The organism is Staphylococcus pseudintermedius, assembly GCF_034042775.1.
In the GTDB taxonomy this organism is placed as follows: Bacteria; Bacillota; Bacilli; order Staphylococcales; family Staphylococcaceae; genus Staphylococcus; species Staphylococcus pseudintermedius.
Genome location: NZ_CP120150.1, coordinates 508,293 through 532,555 on the forward strand (window position 1 = coordinate 508,293; position 24,263 = coordinate 532,555).

The window sequence follows — 24,263 nt, forward strand, 5'->3', positions numbered from 1 at the left end:
AACAGTTATTGCGCTCTGAGGGATAACATATAAAATAAATATATAAGCAAAGTTTTCAAGTGATACACTACGATTGTTGAGAAAAAGTGAGGGATACAATTGAAACGAAATGTCATGAGTAATTTAGTGGGGAGATACTTGTCGCAACAACGTCATCTCAAATTTAAAACCCAAGCAGAAGTGGATGTGTTTTTAGAAAAGAGACGTGTGTTAAATCAATCCAAGCATAAACAGCCAGATCAAATTAATGTGAAATCAAATTTAGTCAAAGATATGTTTGATGAGATGCAGGTGTTTCGCTTTAATTTTGGTCACCATATTAAAAATAAAATCTTATATATTTATGGAGGCACTTTCGTCTTTCAACCCTCTGTTTTTCATTGGCGGTTTATGGATAAGTTGGCGTATGAAACGTTACACGAAATTGTGTTGCCGATTTATCCTAAGGCGCCTGAATTTACATATCGTGAAACGCATGAGGCGATTGAGCAAGCTTATCGTCGGTTATTAAAAGAAACAGAACCTGAAAATATCGTCATTATGGGTGATGCTTCAGGTGGAAATATGGCGCTTAGTTTTGCGCAAAAATTAATGGAACAAGAAGAATTGCCACTGCCTGGAAAGCTCTATCTTATTTCGCCTTGGTTAGATATTTCGCTATCCAATCCGGAGATCACTGAACAAGTGCAGAAAAAAGATCCGATCCACAATATTTTCAGTTTACAATCGATTGCTAAAGTGTGGGCCGATGATTTGGAACGTAAAAACCCGCGTATTTCACCGATGTATGGACCTGTGAGAGGATTACCACCTGTTTACATGTTTGGGGGCACATGTGAAGTGTTTTATCCTGATATGAGAAAGTTAGCAGATTATTTTGAAGCGGAACAACAGCCGATTCATTTTTATGAGTATCGCGATATGGTGACAGCCTTTCCGTTGTACCCGATTGTTGAGTCAAGGAAAGTGTTGAAGCAGATTCGAAAAACGATTGATGCGTGAAGGTTTCAAATAAATCAGTATGGCTATACAGATTGCATGAATCGTGTTGTGCTTTCTTAAGGGCTGATGCTTCAGGAGTTTTGCACGGTTTTTTGCAATCTAACGATATGTTATTACTCATTGATCAAACCAATAAGCATCATTAGTCTGTGATTAAGTTTTGTTTATCATGACGCTGATGTGAATAGGAAAATGACTACGTATGAAAAAGGATACCGACAAATGATTGATTGGGTATGCCTTTTTATTTGTTTTTAAACTATGCTAAAGGAATGATGGCATTATTTTTATAACATTTTACTGTATTATTTCTCTTGTTGACCTTAAAGTAATGTGTATATTTCGCTTAATTTAAGGTGGAAAATGGGTGGTAATGTTTATAAGAATTGAAATGACGGTCAGTAAATTGACTATTAAGATTCATTTTTAGAAAGTTCAAAATCAAACCGACGTGCAAAAAACAAAAAACTTTAGTAAAATGAAATACATGAATAAATAAACTATAAAAATTTTACAGTTATTCAAAAATTGAAATGATGAACAAGGGGCCTTTTTCGAATAACAAGAGGGGGGCATTATGGACTTACTTATCGGTACAGCATTTTTAGTTTTAGTACTCGTCATTTTCACATTATTTACATATAAAGCACCTAATGGTATGCGTGCGATGGGGGCACTTGCGAATGCAGCCATTGCGACATTTTTAGTTGAAGCTTTTAATAAATACGTTGGTGGTCGCGTGTTCCACAATGACTTTTTAGAACAAGTGGGTGCTGCAGCGGGTGACTTAGGTGGTGTTGCTGCAGCGGGTCTGACGGCTTTAGCCATTGGTGTTTCGCCCGTTTACGCCTTAGTGATTGCGGCGGCTTGTGGGGGGATGGATTTATTACCAGGATTTTTTGCGGGTTATCTTATCGGTTATTTAATGAAATATACTGAGAAATACGTGCCAGACGGTGTGGATCTTATTGTTGCTGTATTAATCGTTGCACCATTATCAAGAGCGATCGCGATGCTATTAACACCTGTTGTCAACAATACACTCGTTAGAATTGGTGACATTATTCAAAGTTCTACAGATACAAGCCCGGTCATTATGGGGATTATTTTAGGTGGCATCATTACTGTCGTTGGTACAGCGCCACTAAGTTCGATGGCGTTGACCGCACTGCTAGGTTTAACAGGTGTGCCAATGGCTATTGGTGCGATGGCCGCATTTAGTTCTGCATTTATGAACGGCACACTGTTCCACCGTTTAAAATTAGGTGACCGTAAAGCGACGATTTCAGTGAGTATTGAACCGTTGTCACAAGCAGATATCGTTTCGGCCAATCCGATTCCAATTTATATTACGAACTTTTTTGGTGGTGCGACGGCAGGTCTTGTCATTGCACTTTCCGGTTTGATTAACGATGCGACAGGGACAGCGACTCCGATTGCCGGCTTTATCGTCATGTTTGGTTTTAATTCTTGGGTGACTGTGGTCGTGTATGGTGTCATCATGGGGATTATTGGACTTATTTGGGGCTATATCGGCTCTATTGTCTTTAAAAAATATCCAATTGTCACTAAAGCAGACATGATTAAACGTGGTGCAACAGACGCATAATTGAATAACATAACAAAACACTACAAGCTGTGACGAGGACTTGTAGTGTTTTTTGAATTTATGCGCGAGGAATGCCGATTCGGTGTCCCAATTGTTTTGGCCACTGCATCGTTCCTTGTGAGTTAGCATAGTGTTGAATTGCGTGGAAAATATCGTCAGGAAACACTGCTGGGCGCTCTGTTTTTCGATCCATACCCATCATCATCGTTTCTGCAGTGGCCATGACAGTTTCTGTTTCTTGATGAATCAGCTCTAAAAAGAAGTGTGTGCGTTTGACATCATAATCATAAATGTGAACTTTAATGTGAAAGGGTGTATCATGCTTTAGTTCTTTAAGGTACGTAATATGAGTTTCTAAAGTGAAAACCGTGTAGTTTCGACGGTCGCGTTCTGCTGTTGTTAACCCAATGGCATCATGAAAATGATCGATGGCTAAACTAAAAAGTCTTGCATAAACAGTATCATTCATATGACCATTGCGATCAATCCAATCATTTTCAACGCGATATGTATCATAAAAAGGGTAATTGAACATAGGGACACCTCTTTGTTTTATTTGTTCATCAGTATACCGCAAAATGTTAAAGAGATAAAACAGTGTGAGATCCCCATATTTCTTTTTTAATATGTTGATTTCAAGAAAATACTTTATGTCGGCACTGAATATGATATAGTCAAATTAATCAACCAATAATGAGGGGTTTTTAAGGTAATGACGAATAAAAGAGAACAAAGAAAAAATGAACATGTACGATTAGCACTCGCGCAAAGTGATACGCTACAATCCGATTTTGATCGCATTCAATTTGTTCATCATGCAATACCGGAAATGAATGTAGATGAGGTGACACTGTTGCCTAACTTTAAAGCACTCCATATGTCACACGTCCTCTATATTAATGCGATGACGGGTGGTTCTGAATGGACGGTAAAAACGAATGAACAATTGGCTCAAGTCGCTAAAGCTACACAAATTCCAATGGCTGTAGGAAGTATGCATGCCGCGTTGAAAAATCCAGCTGTACGGCATTCTTATGCAGTGGCTCGTGAACAATATCCAGAGGGTCAAATTTGGGCGAATGTGAGTGCGGACGTGACGTTGGAAGAAGCACAAGCGGCGATTGAGATGATTCATGCCAATGCGTTACAAATTCATGTTAACGCACCACAAGAGTTAGTCATGCCAGAGGGGAATCGACAATTCAAACATTGGTTAACGCGAATCAGTGAAATTATTAAAGGCGTCGAGGTACCGGTCATTGTGAAAGAAGTGGGCTTTGGGATGAGCTATGACACGATACAACAACTTATCGATGTAGGCGTCTCTTATGTTGACATTAGTGGTCATGGTGGAACGAACTTTATCTCAATAGAAAATGAACGTCGCCAATTTAAAGATATGGGTTATTTAAAAGACTGGGGGCAATCGACAGTCGTTTCATTATTAGAAGCCCGAAATTTGAGCAGTCGCGTCCATGTACTTGCAAGTGGAGGGATACGCCACCCACTTGATGCGATTAAAGCATTACGTTTAGGTGCAGAAGCAGTGGGTATGTCGCGACCGATTTTAAAGATGCTTCATGAAGAGGGCGTGGAAGCGACGATTGAATATGTAGAAGATTTTAAAACACAAATGGCTTATATTATGACTTTATTGAATGCCAAAAATATCACAGAATTGCGTCAAGCGGCGATTGTGTTTGATCCGCATTTAAAAAACTGGATACAACAGCGTCAATTGTAGTCGAACTGAGGAATGCATGAGGGTGTCATCACGCCGTCATTCGTTCCTTTTTTAATGCAGTTAACGGGTCAGCCCAAAAATCATTTCAAATTTTCATTGCGTTGATGGAAGTATTTATTATATACTGTAAAACGTAATTATTACGATTTGTAATGAATTGAGGAGGGCTATATATGGGAAAAATCCCAGTAACGGTATTAAGTGGGTATTTAGGATCGGGTAAGACGACTTTGCTGAATCATATTTTAAACAATCGCGAGGGAAGAAGAATTGCTGTCATTGTGAACGATATGAGTGAGGTAAATATTGATAAAGATCTTGTCGCTGAAGGAGGGGGCCTTTCACGTACAGATGAAAAACTCGTGGAACTTTCTAATGGTTGTATTTGTTGTACATTGCGCGATGATTTATTAAAAGAGGTCGAACGTATCGTCAAGCGTGGCGGCATTGATCAAATCGTTATTGAATCGACAGGGATTTCTGAACCGGTTCCTGTAGCGCAAACATTTTCTTACGTGGACGAAGCGCTAGGGATTGATTTAACGGAAATTTGTCGTCTCGACACGATGGTAACCGTTGTCGATGCAAACCGATTTATTAAAGACTATCAATCTGGAGACATGTTATTAGATCGAGATCAAGCGGTGGGTGAAGATGACGAACGTACGATTGCAGATTTACTCATCGATCAAATTGAATTTTGTGATGTGCTCATCTTGAATAAAATCGACTTAGTCAGTGAAGAAGAGGCGAATCGTTTAGAAGCGATGTTGCGTAAATTACAACCGACTGCAAAATTAATCCGAGCGGTCAATGCACAAGTGAACATTGATGAAGTATTAGAAACAGGGCGCTTTAATTTTGAAGCGGCGAGTCAATCAGCAGGTTGGTTGCAAGAACTTGAGGCGGGTGGACATGCGACACATACACCTGAAACTGAAGAATATGGTATTTCGTCATTTGTTTATCGCAGACGTTTACCATTTCACGCAGAACGCTTTAACGCTTTTCTTGAAAATATGTCTGAATCCATTGTACGTGCGAAAGGAATTGCTTGGTTAGCACAATACAACAATGTCGCATGTCTCGTTTCTCAAGCAGGAACAGCCGTTGATATTCATCCTGTGACATTTTGGGTAGCAAGTATGCCAAAAGCTGAACGTGCGGCGATTTTACAAGAAAGACCGGATGTGCGTGCAGATTGGGATCCTGAATATGGTGACCGTCATACACAACTTGTTATGATTGGAATTGATTTAGATGAAGCGGCAATCACTGCACAATTAGATGCGTGCTTATTGAACAGTCAAGAAATTGATGCGGATTGGTCACAATTTTCTGAGCCATATGGTTGGGAAATTCAACGCCAAGAAGCATAAAAAAAGAGGTGTACGCACCTCTTTTTTTTATGGTTTAAAGATGTTAATAAATGTCGTAATAATCGGTACTCCGAGTAAATCAACTAAAAATGCGCCAACAATTGGAACGACCAAATAGGCACGTGGTGAATTACCAAACTTTTTCGTAATGGCATCTAAATTGGCCATTGCATTCGGTGTCGCGCCAAGCCCGTGTCCGATGAAACCACCAATCATCACGGCTGCATCATAGTTTTTACCGAGCAAGCGGAAGACGATGAAAATAGAGAATAGTGCGACGAAAATAATTTGGCATATAACGATAACAATCAGTGGTAATGCTAAGTTGTATACTTCTGTTAACTTAATACTCATTAACGCAATTGATAAGAAAATACTTAATGAAATGTCGCCAATTTGATTTGTGAGTTTTAAGTCGATTAAGTTTAGATTTGCAAATTCCGAAATGTTACGAATAATTACTGCAATAAACATTGAAGCAACATATAATGGAATATTGATTCCTGACCAGTCACTGAATAATTGACCTAAATATGTCCCAAGTCCCATACAGAATAATATGACTGTTGCTTGAATAAAGAATACTTCATTCACAGTAAAGTTTTTATGAAGACGACGGTTTAATTCTACATTTGAATAGTCTTTTTGAATCGTTTCTGTATTACTAGGTGTTAAGTCATGTTTTTTAATTAAGTAACGTACGACTGGTCCACCTAATAGGCCGCCCGCTACAAGACCTAACGTTGCCGCTGCAAGTGCGGCTGTCACAGCTGAGTCAATACCATAATTTTGAATCGTTTGACCATACGCTGCTGCATTCCCGTGTCCACCTTCCATTGACATCGCACCCGCTGTTAAACCTAATAGCGGATCAATGTTCAACACTTTTGCCATGGACACACCAATGACGTTTTGGAAGGTCGCTAATACACCACAGAGAACCCAGTAGACAATTAACACTTTGCCACCGAGTTTTAATAATTTAAATGACGCCCCTAATCCAATTGTTGTGAAAAAGGCTAACATAAAAAAGTCTTGGAAAAATTTGCCATCGATTTTGATGTGTAATACCCCGGTAGAAGTTAATATTGCAGAGATAATCGCAAAGATGAGTCCACCTATGACGGGAGATGGAATGCTGAGTCGATTAAATATTTCTACTTTATTCACAATAGCTTGCCCCACAATTAATAATAGACAGGCAAGAAACAATGTTGTAATACTGTTAAGCTCTAACATTGTTACACTCCCCCCTTTGAGTTAGTAAAATAGAAAGGGCTTTCAATCCCATACTAAACTATTATACTTTTTTTAAAGGCAAAAATCTATATAAAAATCAAATCGAGTATGATTGTTCGAAGTGAGTAGATATATACCTTTAAATAGTGAGTAGTTGATCATTGGGTTGTATCACCGTTTTTGATTGTCCAATGTACTTTCAATTCTTAACTGCTGTTCTTCCCGATATTGGGTCGCCGTGACACCAAAATGTTTTTTAAATGCTCTCGAAAATAGTAATGGATCTTTATATCCTACACGATCTGCAATTTCTTGACTTTGCAAATCTGTTTCCTTGAATAATTGTGATGCGTGATACATCCGAATATGAATTAAATAATGTTGCGGGGATTGATCGATGTGCTTTTTAAACATTTTATATAGGTAACTACGGCTCACATTGACGTGCTTGGCGACATCATTAATCGAAATCGCATGCATATAATTGTCATTAATATAACGAATCGCTTCTCTAACGTTAGAATATCTTTCATTTTTAACGACATGAAACGGTTTGGGAAAATGTTGATGCAGTTCATACAGGAGTTCGTATAAATCGCGCATATGTTGAATATCATCAGAGTTTTCTGTGGCGTATTCAATAGAACGCTGACACATCCGATATATGATTTGGCGAATGGTGTTCGTTGGTTGATTTTGAATGACGCGTGTTTCATATAAAGATGTACGATTTAAATAATCAAAAACGAGTTTTCCGCTAAAACCTACCCAATAATATGTCCACGGCTCGTCCAAAGTGGATTCATAGTGGACGTTCATGCCACGACAAAGTAAGAAGAGATCACCCGGTTTCAATGTATACTTCTTTTGATTGTATGTGAGCGTACCCGTTCCAGACATGACAATATGGAGCACTGCTGGTTTGGTCACCTCATATTGATAACCCCCATGTGGTGTTCCGATTTCAATGCCACATTCATCAATATTGGCTTCAAATTGATTCTTTTTAAACATCTTCCAGAGTAATTGCATTTATCCCACCCATTTAACTTTAAATATGGAAACATTTTAACATATACAGTGACGATTGGTATATATTCTCTTTAAGTCTAAAGTGTTAAATTAAAAGCACAAAAAAATATATATTTTAACACTGGGGTGATGAGATGAACCAGCATTTGAAAAAGATAGAGATGCGAATTAATCAATATCAATTAACGAAAAGAACGCGTTATATTCCGTACATGAGTCGTCATGTATTTGCGATACCATATATCAAATTTTTAAGTCATGCGGTAATACCTTTAAATCAACAATGGCACTATGAAACTGAAACTGGCATCATACATTCATTTACGGATAAAAATGAAATGTCGGACTTGCACTATGTACGTTCTTTTATTATTGAAGATTTTGATGACAGTAAAGATTATCATTTAAATATTGAAGGGGTACAGCAATCTTTTATGATTTATTTGAATCAAAGTGATGTTGGAACGGTAGAGGGCAATGAAGGGCATATCGAGTTTGATATAACACATGCCGTTCATGGTGAAATGAATGTCATTGAACTGGTGCCAACAGAAACGATGATGTCCCCACAACAAAATCTGTTTAACGATATGTACGTACTCGAAAGGGCGAACGATCGAATTGTGGATTATTCTGTCGATGTGAGCCAAAATGCGCGTGGTGATATGAGTGTGCGTATTCAAATTCAAGATATCGAGGGGGCCCCATTAATCAGCTATTTATTGCAAAACGAAGAACACGACACATTTGCTAAAGGGGTAATGGACATTGATAGCAGTTACCATTTAGTGATTCCGGTACATTTAGTAGAGCAACAAGGGAAACATTTTACGTTGTTTTTAGAGACAGAAGATGAAACGATTGCACATTATATTGGAGCGAATGGCGAACATGAGCCGGTCAATGTCAAAACAGTTTAAAATACCATTTGAAAGCGTATCTAGGTGATGAAAGCCCCTGGTACGCATTTTTTATTGGTTTTGAGCAGAGACCTATAGCCGTTCAAATGAATTTTACACAGTACCTTGCAATGTATAATAGTGTTTGGTATTTTATATTTGAGTATTATACATTGGTTAGTACTGATTAATGTATTTATGGAGGTGCAACAATGAACATCCAATTCAAAAAAGGTGCATTAGAAATGATTGTACTGTTGATTATTAAAAAGGAGCCACAGTATGGCTACTCACTCGTACAAAATATTTCTAAGCATATGATGATTGCTGAAGGTACGGTTTATCCGTTATTACGTCGACTTGTTAAAGAAAGTTGTTTGACGACCTATTACGAACCATCAATGGAAGGACCTGCGCGTAAATATTATGAACTCACACGTGTAGGGAATCAGCGGTTACAACAATTGAAATCAGAATGGCATGAATTTGTCAGTATCGTGAAAATTTTTATCGAGGAGAGTGAATGCGAATGACGAAATCAGAATACTTGAATAGCCTTTATCAATACTTAAAGGGCATGCCAGAATCAGAAAAACGTGACATTGTGGCTGAATATGAAAATCATTTTATTGAAGGCTTACGTGATGGTAAATCTGAACAAGAAATTATTGGGATGTTAGGTGCACCGAAAGAGATGGCACGTGCTATCAATGCAGAAAGTGCGGTGAACCAGGCTGAAGAGAGTCAAAAAACATCGAATATCACACAAGCCCTTGTCACTGTGATAGGACTCAGTGTACTGAATTTTATATTAATTACAGGTCCATTGATGATTGCCCTCGGTATCCTTTTCAGTATCGTCCTGACGAGCATTGCATTTCTCCTGACACCATTCGCCTTAGTGTTTAAATATTACGTTTTATCAGAAGTCATCCTCATTGAAGATGTGTTTGCGGTGATGGGTTGGTTCGGATTGGGACTCATCTTGATTGTGTTATTATTTTTTATCCTCAAATGGAGCTATATCGGATTTGTAAAATATTTGAAATGGAACGTTAAACTGGTGAAAAGAGGTGTAAGTGCATGAAACGTGCATTGTTCATTGTGTTTTTAATCGGATGTGTGATGTTTGTAGTTGGACTTGCTGGCACGGTTTATTACACATTTTTTCATGACCAACGAGATCATGAGATAACACAAAAAACTTATAAGACGGATGGCATAAAAAAGTTAGCGCTAGAAATAAAAGGTAGAGATGTAACATTTGTCAAAGGTGATACATTGAAAATTAAAGGTGACATCTCAAATGAAGATCACTTTAAAGTTAAGAAAAACGGGACTCAAATGAACGTCTCCATTTCTAGTGAGAGACGTCAACCCATCTCGATTCAACTCAATCCGCTTCGTCCTTTAGATAGAAAGCAACTCATCATTACGTTGCCTAGTTCACAAATGGATCAAGTGGCGTTAAATGGGACAGATACAACTATGACTGTAGATGCGTTTGAACTAGCGCATTTAACTTTGAACTTAACAAGAGCAGATTTGTATATGGATGACAGTCATATTCAACAACTCGCTACGGCTATGAAAGACAGTGCTTTATATACGGAACATACTGACTTTAAAAAAATGACTGCTAAAGTAGATGCTAGTGATGTTACTTTAGAGGATGTCTCACTAGATATTCCGATGTCTTGGGAGATTAATAATGGTATTGTGGATGTCAATTATAAGGGTCAACTTTCGAATACAGCCTTTCATATCGATGGGGATGAAGGAGCGGTCGACTTAGATGGTGTTGAAGGACTGAACAATAATCAAGTCGGTCGTGGTGAGCATCAAGTCGATATTAAAGTTACAAATTATGGTGATGCGACATTTTCAGCATATGAATAGCTGTTCATACATTGGAAAAGATGAAACGATATGATGATTTATAAAAGTAAAAAGCAGATGACTATGCATAAAAAACGTATCTATTCATAAAAAAATAATACGCGAGACTTGTCAAAGTGAGATAAAAGTGTATAATCCTTATCATGATAATAAGATATTGAGGAGAAAGACATGTCTAATGAATTAAGAAGTCAAAAACAATATGGTGCTCTCGCGTTATTACCATTAGTCATCTTTTTAGTATTGTACATTGGTGTGGGGCTTGTGTTTACAATGCTCGGCACAAAAGATGCATTTCAACTATTACCGCGACATGTGGCGATTTTTATTGCAATTGTCATTGCATGGACGTGCTACGATCGTAAAACGCCCATCACGCAAAAAGTTAAAATATTTACGGAAAATGCAGGTTCTTCGGGTATTGCAGAACTTGGCCTGATTTTACTATTAGCAGGTGGTTTTGCTAGCGCGGCGTCAGCAATGGGTGGTCAAGAGGCGATGGTCAACTTGGGCTTATCTATTATTCCGCCAAGTTTGTTGATCCCTGGTATTTTTGTGATGAGTGCTTTCGTCGCAACATCAATAGGGACATCAACGGGTACACAAGCCGCTTTTATTCCGATTGGGGTTGCTGTTGCTCAAGCGGCAGACTTAAATGTAGCTGCGGCGGCTGCGGCGGTCATTGCAGGGGCTTACTTCGGAGATAACTTATCTATTATTTCTGATACGACAATTGCAGCAACAACAGGTGTAGGTGCGAAGATGAAAGATAAGTTTAAAGCGAATTTTCTTATCGCACTGCCAGCAGCGATCATCACTTTTATTATTTATGCTATTGTTGGTGGCACAGGGCATATTAAAGGTGATTTAAGTTTTAATTTTATTGATGTGATTCCATATTTATTCGTCCTCATTGCGGCTATTGCTGGAATGAATGTCATGCTCGTGCTCATTTCGGGGACGGTTTTAACAGGCATTATTGGTGTCGCACGAGGAAATATAGGGGTCTTTGAGTGGACTTCTAAAATTGGGGAAGGAATGGAAGGCACGTTCTCCATTTTTCTTATCGCTTTCTTAATTTCAGGTTTAGTCGCTTTAATTCGATACTATGGCGGTATTGACTGGATTGTAGAAACAATGAAAAAGCGTGCAAATGGGCCGAAAAGTGCTGAATATGCGATGAGCTTTTTATCGGGACTATTGTCTGCAGCTTTAGTGCATAATGTGGTCGCAATTATTATTTCAGCACCTATCGCTAAAGAACTCGGTCAAATGTATAAAATTGCGCCGAAAAGAATGGCCAGCTTGTTAGACATTTTTGCTGCGAGTGCATTGATGGTGTTGCCACATGACAGCGGGATGTTAATGGCTGAACAGTTCGGCCATGTTTCTTATTTTGAAGTATTGAAGTTTGCGTATTATCCACTCATTTTAATTTTATGTGCGGTCATTTCAATTCATATTGGTATGTTTAGAAAACAAAAGAACAATGCTGTTGATGAATAAGCATAACGGTGTCGTGTCGTTGTAATGATGCGCATAGTAAGAGGTTAGGACATTTTGTGTCTTAGCCTCTTCTTTAAATTTTACCGCCACGTCTCTTCAATAGGCGACATCTCACTTTTTCGTCGATGTGATACATACGGGTTCCCTTTAACACTATAACGTAAATGGGCGGCTGTCCAATCGCCTTTATTCGGAATGCCGATACGTGGTCCAATTTCGATTTCTCGCGGAAACTTTCTATTTTTCGTATCAATCTTTAAACGCCCCGTATTCAATTGACTGCCATCAATAGAACGAGGAATTTGCATTGCAGCAGTTAACTTTCCTGGGCCATTCGTTAACGCGTAGCCTTGTCGACCGCGATTACGTTGCATCATTTCAATGCCTGCTTCAGGTTGAATAGCACGGATAAGTACGCCTTCTGGAATACCTTGTTCTTGTGTAACAAAATTGATGAGCAAGTGACGGTGCATGACATGTGCATAAATGGTCCCGCCCTGTTGATAAAGTGATTCGACTTTTGGTGTGCGACGTCCCTGATAGCCATGTGCAGCTTGATCTTTAAAACCTAAATAGGCTTCTGTTTCAACAATATAGCCACTGTAGGTGATTTCTGGTGCTTCATAAATCAATTGAACCCCAAGTAAGTTTTGAGCGGTTTGAATTGTCGGTGGGTGAATAAAATCCATAGTTGCCTCCATTTTATTTAATTATATGATGCTATTTTACCGGAAATCGCTATAACATTCCAAACGGATCATACGATTTAACTTGGCGGATAAAATGATAAAAAATGATTAATATACTATAGCAATAAAAGTAGAGTATGGTAGACTAGAAGAGAACTACAACTTATTTAAGGAGGTCAATGAATTTGGAGACACCTAAAGTAGGATTTGTTGAAGCATTTAAATTATATTGGACAAACTATGTGAATTTTAAAGGGAGAAGTCGTCGGAGTGAGTATTGGTGGGTCATGTTATGGCATCTCATCATTACGATACCAGCGTTATTTTTAGGTGTGGCTTTAATGTTTATTCCGGTTTTAGGTTGGATTGTTGCAGTCATTTTGTTTCTCGCTATTGGCCTATATGGACTCGCAACAATTATTCCGAATCTCGCATTAACAGTGAGACGGTTTCATGACGTCGGATTTTCGATGTTGATTCCAATTTTATCGTTTATTGTTGGTATTATTTATAATATCGCTAGTGCTTTCACGCAAAAAGAGACGTTGTACCAAAACACATCCACAGGAACTGATGTGAGTATTATTAGTGAATTTGCATTTCTTCCAAACTGGATTGCATACACGTTGATGGCGATCAGTATCATTTTAAGCTTAGTGACGTTTATTGTTTGTTTATTGGATAGTAAAGAACAAGACAATCAATATGGTCCTTCACCGAAATATGGTCGTCAATATGTAGGTGATGATAGAAATCTTGGCAGCATGGCGTATCAACAAGGTCATCGCAATGACACAATGACGCGACAAGGTGAACCGCGTGATATTGAAGAAACAGAAAAGAAAGATGACCCATATCTTTATTAACGAACTGAGTATAAAGACTTTTGCAGTGATGGTGCTGTAAAAGTCTTTTATTATATTGTTAAAGGTCATGATGATTGAAGGTATGCTGATAAAAGAAAAAAGGTTGAGACATCGAATTTTTCATGTCACATCTCTATTGCGTCATTTGTCACATCGATACTTTGTAATTTAAATGCGTCATTTTGACAAATATACTTGTCATATTGTAAAGAATAAGTTATATTCAATGTAAGCCAAGTAAAGAAGGAGTGTGTAGCAATGTCATTGAAAATCGAGCAAGTCACGAAGAAATTTGGTCAATTTACCGCAGTGAATCAGATTTCTTTTGAACTTGAAAAAGGGAAAATGTTAGGATTTCTAGGACGCAATGGGGCAGGTAAAACAACAACTTTCCGTATGATTTTAGGATTGTCTGAGCCAACTGAAGGACGTATTACATATAACGGTCGGGTGATTAATCATACCATGTACAATCATATCGGCTATTTACCAGAAGAACGTGGCTTACATCCGAAATTAACAGTGACTGAAGAGTTGACGTATTTAGCGACATTAAAAGGCATGGATAAACCCGCGATTCGTAAAGCGATTGATTATTGGTTGGAACGCTTTAAAATTACTGAAAATCGTCATAAAAAAATTGAAGCACTTTCAAAAGGGAATCAGCAAAAAGTACAATTGTTAGCGAGTATGTTGCATGAACCTGAATTGTTGATTTTAGACGAACCCTTTAGTGGACTCGATCCAGTGAACGTTGAGTTGTTGAAGCAAGCGGTAAAAGATTTGAATGCGCAAGGGACAACAATCATTTTTAGTTCACATCGTATGGAGCATATTGAAGAGCTGTGTGATGCGTTGTGCATTTTAAAACATGGTGAGATGGTCGTTCAAGGTGACATTCCATCTGTCAAAGCAAGTGTCGGCTATAAACGTGTCGTTGTGGATGCACCGTATGATTTATCAGAAGTTGCGTCATTACCAGGTGTATTACATCATAAAGTGGTTAAAACTGAAAACTCCTTCACGGTAACGGATGAAACGGTGGCAGAAGCTATTTTTGAAGTCGTACAACAAAAAGGTTACGCGAAGAGATTTCAATTGATGGAACCGACGATGAACGAAATCTTTATCGAGAAAGTGGGGGATTGAGATGCGTAAGTTTGCTGCTACGTTTAAATTGACGTATTTTAAAAAGTTAAAAGCAAGGTCGTTTATTGTCTCAACTCTCATTATGATGTTGATCATCACAGGCGCGGCGAATTTCGATAAAATTATAAAGCAATTCGATGGTGGCAGTGAAAATGTCGCGATTGTCACACAAGACAACACATTGTATCAACAAGTTAAAGAACAAATGGCGACCATTAATAAAGATGTCCATTATGAAAAACTGTCAGAAGATGAGGCTAAAAAGCAAATCAAACAAGAAAAAATTGATCAAGCGTATGTGATTCATGAAGATAAACAACATGCATTAACAGGGACGATTTTAAGTACATCGTCACCTTCTGACAGTGATAAAGGGACATTACAAGCTATATTGACGCAACTTCAAACGCAAAAAATAGCACAAGATCTCGGTTTACAAGGAGATGACTTGCAAAGGTTACAAAGTCAAAGTCAAATCGACAATACAATCATTCAAAAAGCAGGACAAGAAAATAGTAGTGCGTCTGAGGATGAACAAGATTTCGCAAAAATTATTGCGATGTTAGGCACATTTTTAATGTTCTTTATCGTCTTTAACTATGCACAGCAAATCGCTACAGAAGTGGCTACGGAAAAAACGTCACGTGTGTCAGAAATGATTATTACTAGTGTGAAACCGACAACACATATTATGGCAAAAATTGCAGGCGTATTAGCACTTGCATTTACACAAATCGTTATTTTAGCCCTAACATTTGTAGCAAATTACATTATTTTTGATTTGCAATCGATGTTCGGTTCAGTGAATTTAACGCTCACATCACACTTAACAAGATTGATTGTTTTCGGTGTTATTTTCTTAATTTTGGGCATTTTGAGTTTTGTTATTTTAGCAGCGATACTCGGTAATTTAACTGCCCGTATTGAAGATTTAGCACAATCGTTAATGCCAATGACGTTCTTAATCTTGGCAGCGTTCTATGCAGGTTATTTTGGCTCATTCAATCCTGACAACGTTTTTATTCACATTATGAGTTATGTGCCATTCTTTTCGCCATTCGTGACTTTCTCAAGATTAGCGTTAACGACGACACCAACGTTTGAAGCGATTATCGCAGTTATTATCCATATTGTACTTATCGGTGTATTACTTTTCCTTGCAGCTAAATCATATAAAAATGCAGTATTATCGTTTGAAAAAGGTTGGAAAAATGTATTAAAGCGTGCGTTTCAACGTGAACAGTAAAATTTGAAGTGATGAAGGACTATCGATGCAACTTGTGTCGGTAGTCTTTTTTAATGGTTAGAAATAGGGGTTGCGTGACACATTAAGAAATAATTACCCACTTGTTATTCGGAAACTGATACAATAGAGTAAAAGTAATATGAGGTGAAGAAGTGAACTTTTTATATTCCACAGCAATTTTTATCATAGCGGGGTTGTGTGAAATTGGCGGTGGGTATCTCATATGGCTATGGCTACGTGCGGATCGTCCATTTTGGCTTGGATGGATAGGGGGAATCGTATTGATTTTATACGGTATCGTTGCGACTTTCCAAACATTTCCTACTTTTGGACGTGTGTATGCAGCTTATGGTGGCGTTTTTATTGTCATGAGTCTATTATGGGCGTATTGGATTGATAAAGAGCCACCAGATAAATTTGATATCATCGGCGGCGCGGTTTGTATCATAGGGGTTTTAATCATGGTGTTGCCGGCAAGAGGGTAAACCTTGGGAGAGCGTAAAGGAGTAAAGAATCGCAATGAATATTAACATTGAACAACAATCTAACGGAATTGAACTCATTAAGATTGAAAATAAGGAAAGTAAAATTGTTTTCATGAATTATGGTGCGCGCATTGTCAGTTGGAAAATTGGAGATAATAACATTGTACTGGGGAATGAAGTGGAAGCGGATGAATTTTATCCTCACAATCCATTTTATTTCGGTGCAACGGTTGGACGTTTTGGGGGACGTATTGCGAAAGGTCAATTTGAATTAAATGGACAAACATATCAATTAGAACAAAATGATGGTGACAATCATTTACATGGCGGACTACAAGGATTATCTAACCGCTTATTTGATTATGAAATCATTGAAAGCGAAACTGAAGAAAGCGCGCAAGTTTATTTTACGACTACAGTGAAGCAGGATGAAGATCATTACCCGGGAAATATAGACATTAAAGTCGTGTTTACGTATGATGCTTCGAAAACGTGGACAGTTGAATATTTTGCGGAGTCTGATGCGGATACATTGTTCAACCCGATGAACCACGTTTACTTTAATTTGAATCGTGACAACAAAGTTGTGGATAATCACGTCATTGCAAGTGAAAAACTACAGATGTTTCCTTTGGACGCGTCGGGTATGCCAGTGTTAGAGCCGGTTGATTTAGCAGCAATAATGGGCAGTCATGAAATTGAACTTGCGACATTATTCAATACCGGAGATGTCCATATTCAACAACAAGTCACAACGCGTGGTGGTCTCGATCATCCATTTGAAGTGAAGGATGGCAAGATGACGATTTCAAACCGTGACTTAGTGTTACATGTTGAGACAGATGCACCACAAATTGTGATGTACACGTTAAATGATTCTGAAGATTGGAAAAGCCGTATGAATATTTTTAAACCACATTCAGGGATTACGGTAGAAACACAAAGCATACCGAACGATATTAATCTTTTCGGTACATCAGCACATTCAGTGTTAAAAGCGCATACACCTTTTTACTCTAAAACAAGTTATCATGTGGAATTAAAGCCAAAAAACGCATAGACTTTTTATGAATAAGCATGAAAAAGCTGGGCAACTTCATTGTGACCCAGCTTTTTTCATACATCTTTCATTTATTTCATTGTGGCTTGTGCGAGCATTTTTTCTAATACGATTTTTCGTTTTTCTGTGAGGTAAGGGTTGTTGAGTGCATAAGCAATACGTTCTTTGTTTTTTCTATCATTGTAGTAAATGTCATTTAACTCTTGCACAGATAAACGCGTAGGTTCAGGTGCATGTTGGACTAACGATAAATTACTGTTTGGAGAAACGAAGCCTTCTTTAATCACACGGAAATAACAGCCAGTTTTTCCTGATTTTGACATGTCTTTAACGAGTTGAGAATAGCCATATTTGCTTTGAAGTTTCCAGCATGGCTCGCGAATTTCTGACACTTCGATAATCGCTTCACCTAAACGATATTGATCACCGAAAAAGAGTTCTGTTTCATCAATAGCGTACACAGTAATGTTCTCGCCAAATAGCGCTGAATCAGGTAAGGGTTGAATCACGTCTTGCCACATGGCATAGTTCGATTTACTGTATAAACAAACCGCTTTGTCGGGACCGCCATGATCTTTGTACTCTTGTTCATCTTCTAAAAATCCTGTCCGAGAAAGCCACATTTTTTCCTGGATGGGCTTTTTATTCAAAGCACTTTTCATAGGACGTCTGTCTTCGTATTGCAATGATTCGATTTTGCCAGTCGATATCGCATAAATTGCATAATTCATTGAAATCACCCTCAATCCTAGTCTTACTTTAATTTTAGCCTAATTTGTTGCGTTCGTCATGGTTTTTCGGCGTAAATGTTGTACAATAATGTTAATATAATAAGTCACAATGAAGGAGTGGGCTCATGAGTAATAAGCAGCTTAAATTAATGACGCTAGATGAAGCTGTTAGTCGTATTGAAGACGGCATGACGGTTGGGATTGGCACAGGCAGTACAGTAGAGTTACTTGTGCCTAAAATTGCGGGATTGATTCATGAAAAGGGGTACCAATTGATTGGCGTGTGTACATCAGAACGCACAGAAAATCAAGCAAAATCATTGAACATTCCAATTGCACATATTAATGACGTACAACATATCGATATCGCGATAGACGGTGCTGACGAAATCGATCCAAAACTGAACTTGATTAAAGGTGGCGGTGGTGCATTGTTCCGTGAAAAAGTCGTGGATACTTTCGCTGACCGATTTATCGTCATTGCTGACCAATCGAAACTGGTTGATTATTTAGGTCAAACTTTTAAATTGCCAGTTGAAGTAGACCGCTTTAATTGGAAACAAGTGGCACAGTTAATTGAAAAAAAATATGAAATTGAAGTGACACGTCGAATGATGGAACATACACCGTTTATTACAGATAACGGTAACTATATTTTAGATTGTGCTTTAAATCGAGAAATTGATCCGTATCAAGTGCATGAGTTTTTAATCCATCTCGTTGGTGTATTGGAGACAGGTTACTTTTTAGATACAGTAGAAGAAGCGATTGTGGGAACGGAACAAGGCGTGAAACTCATTAAACTGTCAGATATTAAATAAAAATTATAGGAGGAGGCTGGGATTCAGGTGAAGTTATCCCAGCCTTTACTATATATCATCAACGTTACAAAAACACATAGTATTCAACAACGATGACTTCATCTTTTCATTAACAGTGGATGAAATGTCCTAAAAAGTGTGCTGCCAACTTTGCTGTACGTTGATCGATATCATATTTTGGATTAGTTTCTGCAATACTGATTGAAGTGACTTTGTCAGATTGTAAAATACGGCGTCCAAGCTCTAAAACAGTGTAAGGTGTGAGTCCAAGAACCGCATTCGCACTGACACCTGGGGCATAAGCACTATCAATGACATCCATACAAATTGTAAATAAAATGACGTCGTGTTGGTTGATGAAATGATCGAGTTTATCTTTGACTGGCGGACAAATTTGACCCATTAATTCTTCTGCAAGGACATATTGCGTATTTGTTTTGTCAGCGTAATCGAACAAGGCTTGTGTATTGCTTGTACGCTGAATGCCTAACACGAAATAGTCTAAATGCTCATCTTCTGTTAACATTTGATGAAAACTTGTCCCAGATGTAGAATAACCTTCTTGTCGATTGTCAAAATGCGCATCGATGTTAATCACACCGATCGATTGTTCTGGATAAGCTTCACGAACACCAAGATATTGTGCGTACGCAATATCATGTCCGCCTCCGAGTAGAAATGTGCGGTGATGATGACGTAATAATTGTGCAACATAGTGACCGTACGCTTGTTGAGAGGTGATTAAATCTTCGGCCGAGTGTGTCCAGTTGCCATATTCGATTATGTTTAAATCTGTTGAAGCGGGCAAACCTGCAAATGCACTTTTAATCGCATCCGGGCCTTCACTTGCGCCCACACGACCTTTATTTAAGCGCACACCTTCATCGATTGCATATCCCAATAACGCAATGTCTCCATCTTGAGGTGCTTCATGTTCAAGGTCGACAAATTGGACAGTTTGAAAATGACGGAATGCTTGGCGGTCTGTCTCACTGTCTAGACGACCTGTCCACAACTTTTGATTTGGTTTTTGATACATAAATCGGACCCCTTTCATATTCACTAACAATTAGTGATAACCCATGTGTCACTTCCATGCTACTATTTTTAAAACATAAATTCCAAGAAAAAAGTAAGCGCTTTAAATCAAAGGGATGATAGAAAAGGGCAAGTTAAACAAAATACTATATCAATAGCATCTAAAATTTCTATGTCCCATTCGGTCACTGTTATTCTTGAAAACTTTGAACAAATCATCTCGCTTATATTACAATTCAATGATATTTAACAGCTACTAATTTATTTCTTTTCCATAAATGGTTATAATGTACCTTAGATTCTATGACTTGATATTCGTCCAACAGACATTAGCAATAAGAACCTTAACTGGACTACCTCATGCATACGAACATTAATAGTGATTGTTTAATATGGAGGATTAATTATGAATCGAACGCGTATCTCTGGCTTTCAGTGGGCATTGACGATTTTTGTGTTTTTTATCTTATCCTATGCAACGCCTATCATATTACAGGATTTTCAAAAAGCGTCGGGATTCAAATCATTTGTATTTTCTCTAAATTCATTGGGCCCATTTATCGCAGCAGTATTATGTATATTAATATTTAAAAATAAAAAAGAACAAGTCGCTGGTTTAAAACTTACAATCAATTTAAAAGTGATCGAGCGATTGTTGATTGCTTTTACGTTACCGCTCATTATTTTTATGATTGGCATGTATGTTTTTAACACGTATGCCGACAGCTTTATTTTATTACAGTCTAAAGATTTATCCGAAACGATTTGGACGATTTTAATTGGTCATATACTCATGGCTTTTTTCATTGAATTTGGATTTCGTTCTTATCTTTTAAATATGGTTGAAATCAAATTACCGCACTTTTTCTCAAATATTGTAGTGAGTGTGTTGTATTTAATTTGGGATGTCAATACGGCTTTCGGTATGCCTTACACGATGTACAGTGCCATTTACGTCTTTGCGTTTTCGATGATCGCAGGTGAATTAGTGCGTGGTACAGGTGGTCGTTCGATTTACGTGGCAACATTGTTTCATGCAAGTATGACATTCGCAAAAGTGTTCTTTTTCAGCGAAGAAATTGGCGATGTCTTCTCCATGAAAGTATTGGCTTATTCAACGGCTAGTGTCGCAATTGTCGTTGTTGTATTAGGTTTAATCATGCGTTTATTCTCTCCTCGCAAAAAAGGGGAAGACGATGATACACCCATGTTAATGGATACGACGACAGAAGATGAAAAAGTAGAAACTGAGCAAGAAGTTGAAGTAGCATCAACAAAAGAAGAAAAATAACTTTTTGAAGAACACCTCTTAATATAGGGGTGTTTTTTATTTGGGGAGCTGTCCAAAAATTTCCTATGCAACAAAAATTTCGTCGTACTGTCCCTGCAAGACTGACTCGACTTCTCATGTGTCCGTTTCGTCTGCCACCTTGTTCTTCTCCACTGATTGATTTCAATTAAATTCCCGCTACCACTATTTTATACTTTTCTTTCGATGTTCCAATATTCACAACATGCATCGACTAAATTAAAGACGTGTTGATTGTATTCGCGTTTTTTTGAGTAATTCAGATAAATCGTTCTTTTAATGTTAGGACGAATTTTAATCGCATTCAGTTGAAATGTTGAATATGACTGATAATACATTTGTGGGATAACTGCATAGCCCATACCTTGATGTACAAAATTGGTCGCTGTTTCAAAACGGTCCACTTCCATGATGATATGGGGGCGTTCATCTAAACGTGTAAAATAGTCATCGATATGCTTGCGAACTTGATAGCCACGGTTAGGAACGATGAGAGGTAAGTTTTTAATCGACACTGATTTTTGATTTCCAAAGGCATTCTGTGGCGTGAGCACAACATAATCTTCTTGATATAACGGGAGTGAGATGATTCCGTCGTGACGAATTTGGTCGTTCGATAAGCCTAAGTGAACATCAAAGTTAATCAATTTTTGTGCCAATTGGTTAGGATCTAATATTTCCGTGATTTGATAATGTTGCTCTGGATGAGCATTTTGATGTGTTTGTATAACCGTCGATACCCAACGCGCAGTGGATTCAATGATGGCCATTTTAATTTTAGGGGTTTGACTCATTTTTAAATCATACATTTTTTCAATGGACTGATGATAATGTTTCACAAGTTCCACTGCTTCGTTATAAAACTGAATGCCTTTTTCGGTGATTGAAATTTCTTTCGTTGTTCTTTTTAACAGTTGATACCCTAAATCACGTTCCATTTTTTTTATCGTTGCGGTCAATGAAGGTTGGCTAATGTGTAAAGCTTGCGCAGCTTTTGTGAAGCTATTTTGATGCACGATTTCGATAAAGTATTCTAACTGGATTACTTTCATTATGGCCTCCTTATTATAGTTTGAAGCTATAAGTGATTAGTTTATTTATATTAGTTATTAATAGCTTAGCATATTACAATAGAGTTAGTCAGTAACAGCGCATAATCAAATGACAGAATAATGAAAAATAAAGCAAGACTAAGGGGAGAGGTCGTTATTTTGTGTAGGATTCACAACGCAAAGGGGGAGAAATGTTGGGATGAAACATCAAACTGTTAAGGGTAACCAGATGTGGCGTTTTTGGGTTTTAAGTTCGATAGGTGTGATTTGTTTCTTTGTACCTTTTCAAATTAACGGGGTACAAACGATTATTGTCGATCATGTTCATTTAGCAATACGCGCAGGCCTCAAAAGTGTGATGCCTTATATTGCTCTAACCATGATTTTAATTGGCGCAATTTTACCAATCTATCGTAAGGATTATCGGAAAACGAAGACCGATTTTGTCATTGTTTTGGCTAAAGTTTTAGGGGCTGTGATCGGCGTTATGTACGTGTTTCATATTGGACCGAAAATTTTGTTTGAAGTACAATATGGACCGTTTTTGTTCGATAAATTGATGTTGCCACTAAGCATTTTAATTCCAGTCGGTGCCATCGCTTTATCATTGTTAGTAGGATATGGCTTGCTGGAGTTTATCGGTGTGTTAATGCAACCCATCATGCGCAAAGTGTTTAACACACCAGGTGAATCCGCGATTGATGCGGTCGCGTCGTTTGTAGGGAGTTATTCGCTCGGTCTGTTAATTACAAATCGTGTGTACAAACAAGGTGTTTACAACTACCGAGAAGCATTAATCATTGCGACAGGATTTTCGACAGTATCGGCAACATTTATGGTCATCGTGGCACGTACACTTGATTTAATGGCACATTGGAATTTGTATTTCTGGAGCTGTTTAGTCATCACATTCGTTGTGACAGCTATTTCGACATATTTGCCGCCGATTTCAAAAGCGTCGAAAGCCTACTATAACAATCAACAGCCACCTACAAAACCTAAAGAAGAAGGCACACGTATTCAACAAGCATGGCTCGCAGTGAAAAGACAATCACATCAAGCGACACCATTGTTTAAAAATATGTGGACTCATTTTGCTGAAGGGCTCGAAATGACAGTCGCGATATTACCGTCCATTTTATCGATTGGTTTTATTGGTTTATTGTTAGCGAACTTTACACCGGTTATTGACATACTGAGTTACATTTTTTATCCATTTATTTATATTTTTCCGATTGCAGAAAAAGCATTATTAGCGAAGGCGTCTGCAATATCGGTCATTGAAATGTTTTTACCATCGTTACTTGTCGTTAAAGCAACGATTGAAGTTAAATTTGTAGTGGCAATTACGAGTGTATCAGCAATTATATTCTTTTCAGCGCTTGTACCGTGTATTTTAGCTACAGAAATTAAAGTTCCGATTTGGCAATTGTTATTGATTTGGTTTGTGCGTGTGACAATAACTTTATTAATTACTATTCCGTTAAGTCTAATTATTTTTTAAATGA

General features: G+C 37.9%; 24 protein-coding genes and 1 pseudogene. 17 read left to right on the plus strand and 8 right to left on the minus strand.

The window, feature by feature from the left end:
• Nucleotides 1-99: 99 nt before the first annotated feature.
• On the plus strand, nt 100-1,002 hold the full coding sequence (locus P3U61_RS02035; protein WP_014613102.1) for an alpha/beta hydrolase fold domain-containing protein: 903 nt from the start codon (nt 100-102) through the stop codon (nt 1,000-1,002).
• Nucleotides 1,003-1,578: 576 nt separating this feature from the next.
• Here P3U61_RS02035 and P3U61_RS02040 read toward each other — a convergent pair.
• Nucleotides 1,579-1,662: pseudogene (locus P3U61_RS02040) on the minus strand (hypothetical protein); the annotation flags it as partial.
• On the opposite strand from P3U61_RS02040, the gene P3U61_RS02045 reads away from it, so the two are divergent.
• Nucleotides 1,625-2,611 (plus strand): PTS sugar transporter subunit IIC, encoded by a 987-nt coding sequence (locus P3U61_RS02045; RefSeq protein WP_225550179.1) that lies wholly within the window; start codon nt 1,625-1,627, stop codon nt 2,609-2,611. The pseudogene P3U61_RS02040 and the gene P3U61_RS02045 overlap by 38 nt on opposite strands.
• Before the next feature lie 58 nt (nt 2,612-2,669).
• Here the strand turns inward: P3U61_RS02045 and P3U61_RS02050 are convergent, their stop codons facing one another.
• Entirely contained in the window at nt 2,670-3,146 is a 477-nt protein-coding gene (locus tag P3U61_RS02050; RefSeq protein WP_096536320.1) for an acyl-CoA thioesterase, read from the minus strand.
• A gap of 177 nt (nt 3,147-3,323) precedes the next feature.
• Between P3U61_RS02050 and fni the strand changes: the two genes are divergently transcribed.
• On the plus strand, nt 3,324-4,355 hold the full coding sequence (fni, locus tag P3U61_RS02055; protein ID WP_037542351.1) for a type 2 isopentenyl-diphosphate Delta-isomerase: 1,032 nt from the start codon (nt 3,324-3,326) through the stop codon (nt 4,353-4,355).
• A gap of 173 nt (nt 4,356-4,528) precedes the next feature.
• Complete coding sequence (locus P3U61_RS02060) at nt 4,529-5,734, plus strand: GTP-binding protein (protein WP_063278986.1); 1,206 nt, start codon at nt 4,529-4,531, stop codon at nt 5,732-5,734.
• 27 nt (nt 5,735-5,761) lie between these two features.
• On the opposite strand, the gene gltS is transcribed toward P3U61_RS02060, so the two are convergent.
• Nucleotides 5,762-6,973 (minus strand): sodium/glutamate symporter, encoded by a 1,212-nt coding sequence (gltS, locus tag P3U61_RS02065; protein ID WP_063278985.1) that lies wholly within the window; start codon nt 6,971-6,973, stop codon nt 5,762-5,764.
• A 171-nt stretch (nt 6,974-7,144) separates the two neighbouring features.
• Entirely contained in the window at nt 7,145-8,005 is an 861-nt protein-coding gene (locus tag P3U61_RS02070; RefSeq protein ID WP_015729572.1) for an AraC family transcriptional regulator, read from the minus strand.
• Between the two features lie 134 nt (nt 8,006-8,139).
• Here P3U61_RS02070 and P3U61_RS02075 point away from each other — a divergent pair, with 134 nt between their 5' ends.
• The 5 genes from P3U61_RS02075 (at nt 8,140) to P3U61_RS02095 (ending at nt 12,309) form a co-directional block, all read left to right on the plus strand.
• Complete coding sequence (locus P3U61_RS02075) at nt 8,140-8,925, plus strand: hypothetical protein (protein ID WP_214550624.1); 786 nt, start codon at nt 8,140-8,142, stop codon at nt 8,923-8,925.
• 191 nt (nt 8,926-9,116) lie between these two features.
• Nucleotides 9,117-9,437: a PadR family transcriptional regulator gene (locus P3U61_RS02080; protein ID WP_014613115.1), complete on the plus strand. Its 321-nt coding sequence runs from the start codon at nt 9,117-9,119 to the stop codon at nt 9,435-9,437.
• Nucleotides 9,434-9,991 (plus strand): HAAS signaling domain-containing protein, encoded by a 558-nt coding sequence (locus P3U61_RS02085; RefSeq protein WP_020219789.1) that lies wholly within the window; start codon nt 9,434-9,436, stop codon nt 9,989-9,991. Before P3U61_RS02080 ends, P3U61_RS02085 begins: the two co-directional genes overlap by 4 nt.
• Complete coding sequence (locus P3U61_RS02090) at nt 9,988-10,803, plus strand: DUF4097 family beta strand repeat-containing protein (protein ID WP_214550626.1); 816 nt, start codon at nt 9,988-9,990, stop codon at nt 10,801-10,803. The genes P3U61_RS02085 and P3U61_RS02090 overlap by 4 nt, the downstream gene beginning before the upstream one ends.
• 171 nt (nt 10,804-10,974) lie before the next feature.
• Entirely contained in the window at nt 10,975-12,309 is a 1,335-nt protein-coding gene (locus P3U61_RS02095; RefSeq protein ID WP_199569158.1) for a Na+/H+ antiporter NhaC family protein, read from the plus strand.
• An 80-nt stretch (nt 12,310-12,389) separates the two neighbouring features.
• On the opposite strand, the gene P3U61_RS02100 is transcribed toward P3U61_RS02095, so the two are convergent.
• Entirely contained in the window at nt 12,390-12,998 is a 609-nt protein-coding gene (locus P3U61_RS02100) for a DNA-3-methyladenine glycosylase (RefSeq protein WP_014613119.1), read from the minus strand.
• A 179-nt stretch (nt 12,999-13,177) separates the two neighbouring features.
• On the opposite strand from P3U61_RS02100, the gene P3U61_RS02105 reads away from it, so the two are divergent.
• The 5 genes from P3U61_RS02105 to P3U61_RS02125 all read left to right on the plus strand — a co-directional run bounded on the left by P3U61_RS02105 (nt 13,178) and on the right by P3U61_RS02125 (nt 17,804).
• Nucleotides 13,178-13,864, plus strand: a complete 687-nt coding sequence (locus tag P3U61_RS02105) for a DUF805 domain-containing protein (RefSeq protein WP_187470675.1) — start codon at nt 13,178-13,180, stop codon at nt 13,862-13,864.
• Between the two features lie 258 nt (nt 13,865-14,122).
• On the plus strand, nt 14,123-15,013 hold the full coding sequence (locus tag P3U61_RS02110) for an ABC transporter ATP-binding protein (RefSeq protein WP_104052342.1): 891 nt from the start codon (nt 14,123-14,125) through the stop codon (nt 15,011-15,013).
• 1 nt (nt 15,014) lies between these two features.
• Nucleotides 15,015-16,259 (plus strand): ABC transporter permease, encoded by a 1,245-nt coding sequence (locus tag P3U61_RS02115; RefSeq protein ID WP_014613122.1) that lies wholly within the window; start codon nt 15,015-15,017, stop codon nt 16,257-16,259.
• A 152-nt stretch (nt 16,260-16,411) separates the two neighbouring features.
• A complete protein-coding gene (locus P3U61_RS02120; protein ID WP_101458321.1) occupies nt 16,412-16,744 on the plus strand; it encodes a YnfA family protein in 333 nt (110 codons plus the stop codon).
• Between the two features lie 34 nt (nt 16,745-16,778).
• The gene (locus P3U61_RS02125) at nt 16,779-17,804 is read left to right on the plus strand and encodes an aldose epimerase family protein (RefSeq protein ID WP_152129678.1); all 1,026 of its coding nucleotides are present in this window, start codon (nt 16,779-16,781) and stop codon (nt 17,802-17,804) included.
• A gap of 71 nt (nt 17,805-17,875) precedes the next feature.
• On the opposite strand, the gene P3U61_RS02130 is transcribed toward P3U61_RS02125, so the two are convergent.
• The gene (locus P3U61_RS02130) at nt 17,876-18,535 is read right to left on the minus strand and encodes an MOSC domain-containing protein (RefSeq protein ID WP_214540386.1); all 660 of its coding nucleotides are present in this window, start codon (nt 18,533-18,535) and stop codon (nt 17,876-17,878) included.
• A 125-nt stretch (nt 18,536-18,660) separates the two neighbouring features.
• On the opposite strand from P3U61_RS02130, the gene rpiA reads away from it, so the two are divergent.
• Entirely contained in the window at nt 18,661-19,356 is a 696-nt protein-coding gene (gene rpiA, locus P3U61_RS02135) for a ribose 5-phosphate isomerase A (protein ID WP_014613126.1), read from the plus strand.
• A 109-nt stretch (nt 19,357-19,465) separates the two neighbouring features.
• On the opposite strand, the gene hutG is transcribed toward rpiA, so the two are convergent.
• Entirely contained in the window at nt 19,466-20,395 is a 930-nt protein-coding gene (gene hutG / locus P3U61_RS02140; RefSeq protein WP_020219782.1) for a formimidoylglutamase, read from the minus strand.
• 405 nt (nt 20,396-20,800) lie between these two features.
• Between hutG and P3U61_RS02145 the strand changes: the two genes are divergently transcribed.
• Nucleotides 20,801-21,685, plus strand: coding sequence for a peptidoglycan release complex CPBP-like subunit SdpC (locus P3U61_RS02145; RefSeq protein ID WP_015729563.1), 885 nt, complete (start codon nt 20,801-20,803; stop codon nt 21,683-21,685).
• 188 nt (nt 21,686-21,873) lie between these two features.
• Here P3U61_RS02145 and P3U61_RS02150 read toward each other — a convergent pair whose 3' ends face one another.
• Entirely contained in the window at nt 21,874-22,755 is an 882-nt protein-coding gene (locus P3U61_RS02150) for a LysR family transcriptional regulator (protein ID WP_199613443.1), read from the minus strand.
• Between the two features lie 199 nt (nt 22,756-22,954).
• Between P3U61_RS02150 and P3U61_RS02155 the strand changes: the two genes are divergently transcribed.
• Nucleotides 22,955-24,259, plus strand: coding sequence for a YjiH family protein (locus tag P3U61_RS02155; RefSeq protein WP_014613130.1), 1,305 nt, complete (start codon nt 22,955-22,957; stop codon nt 24,257-24,259).
• Nucleotides 24,260-24,263: the final 4 nt, after the last annotated feature.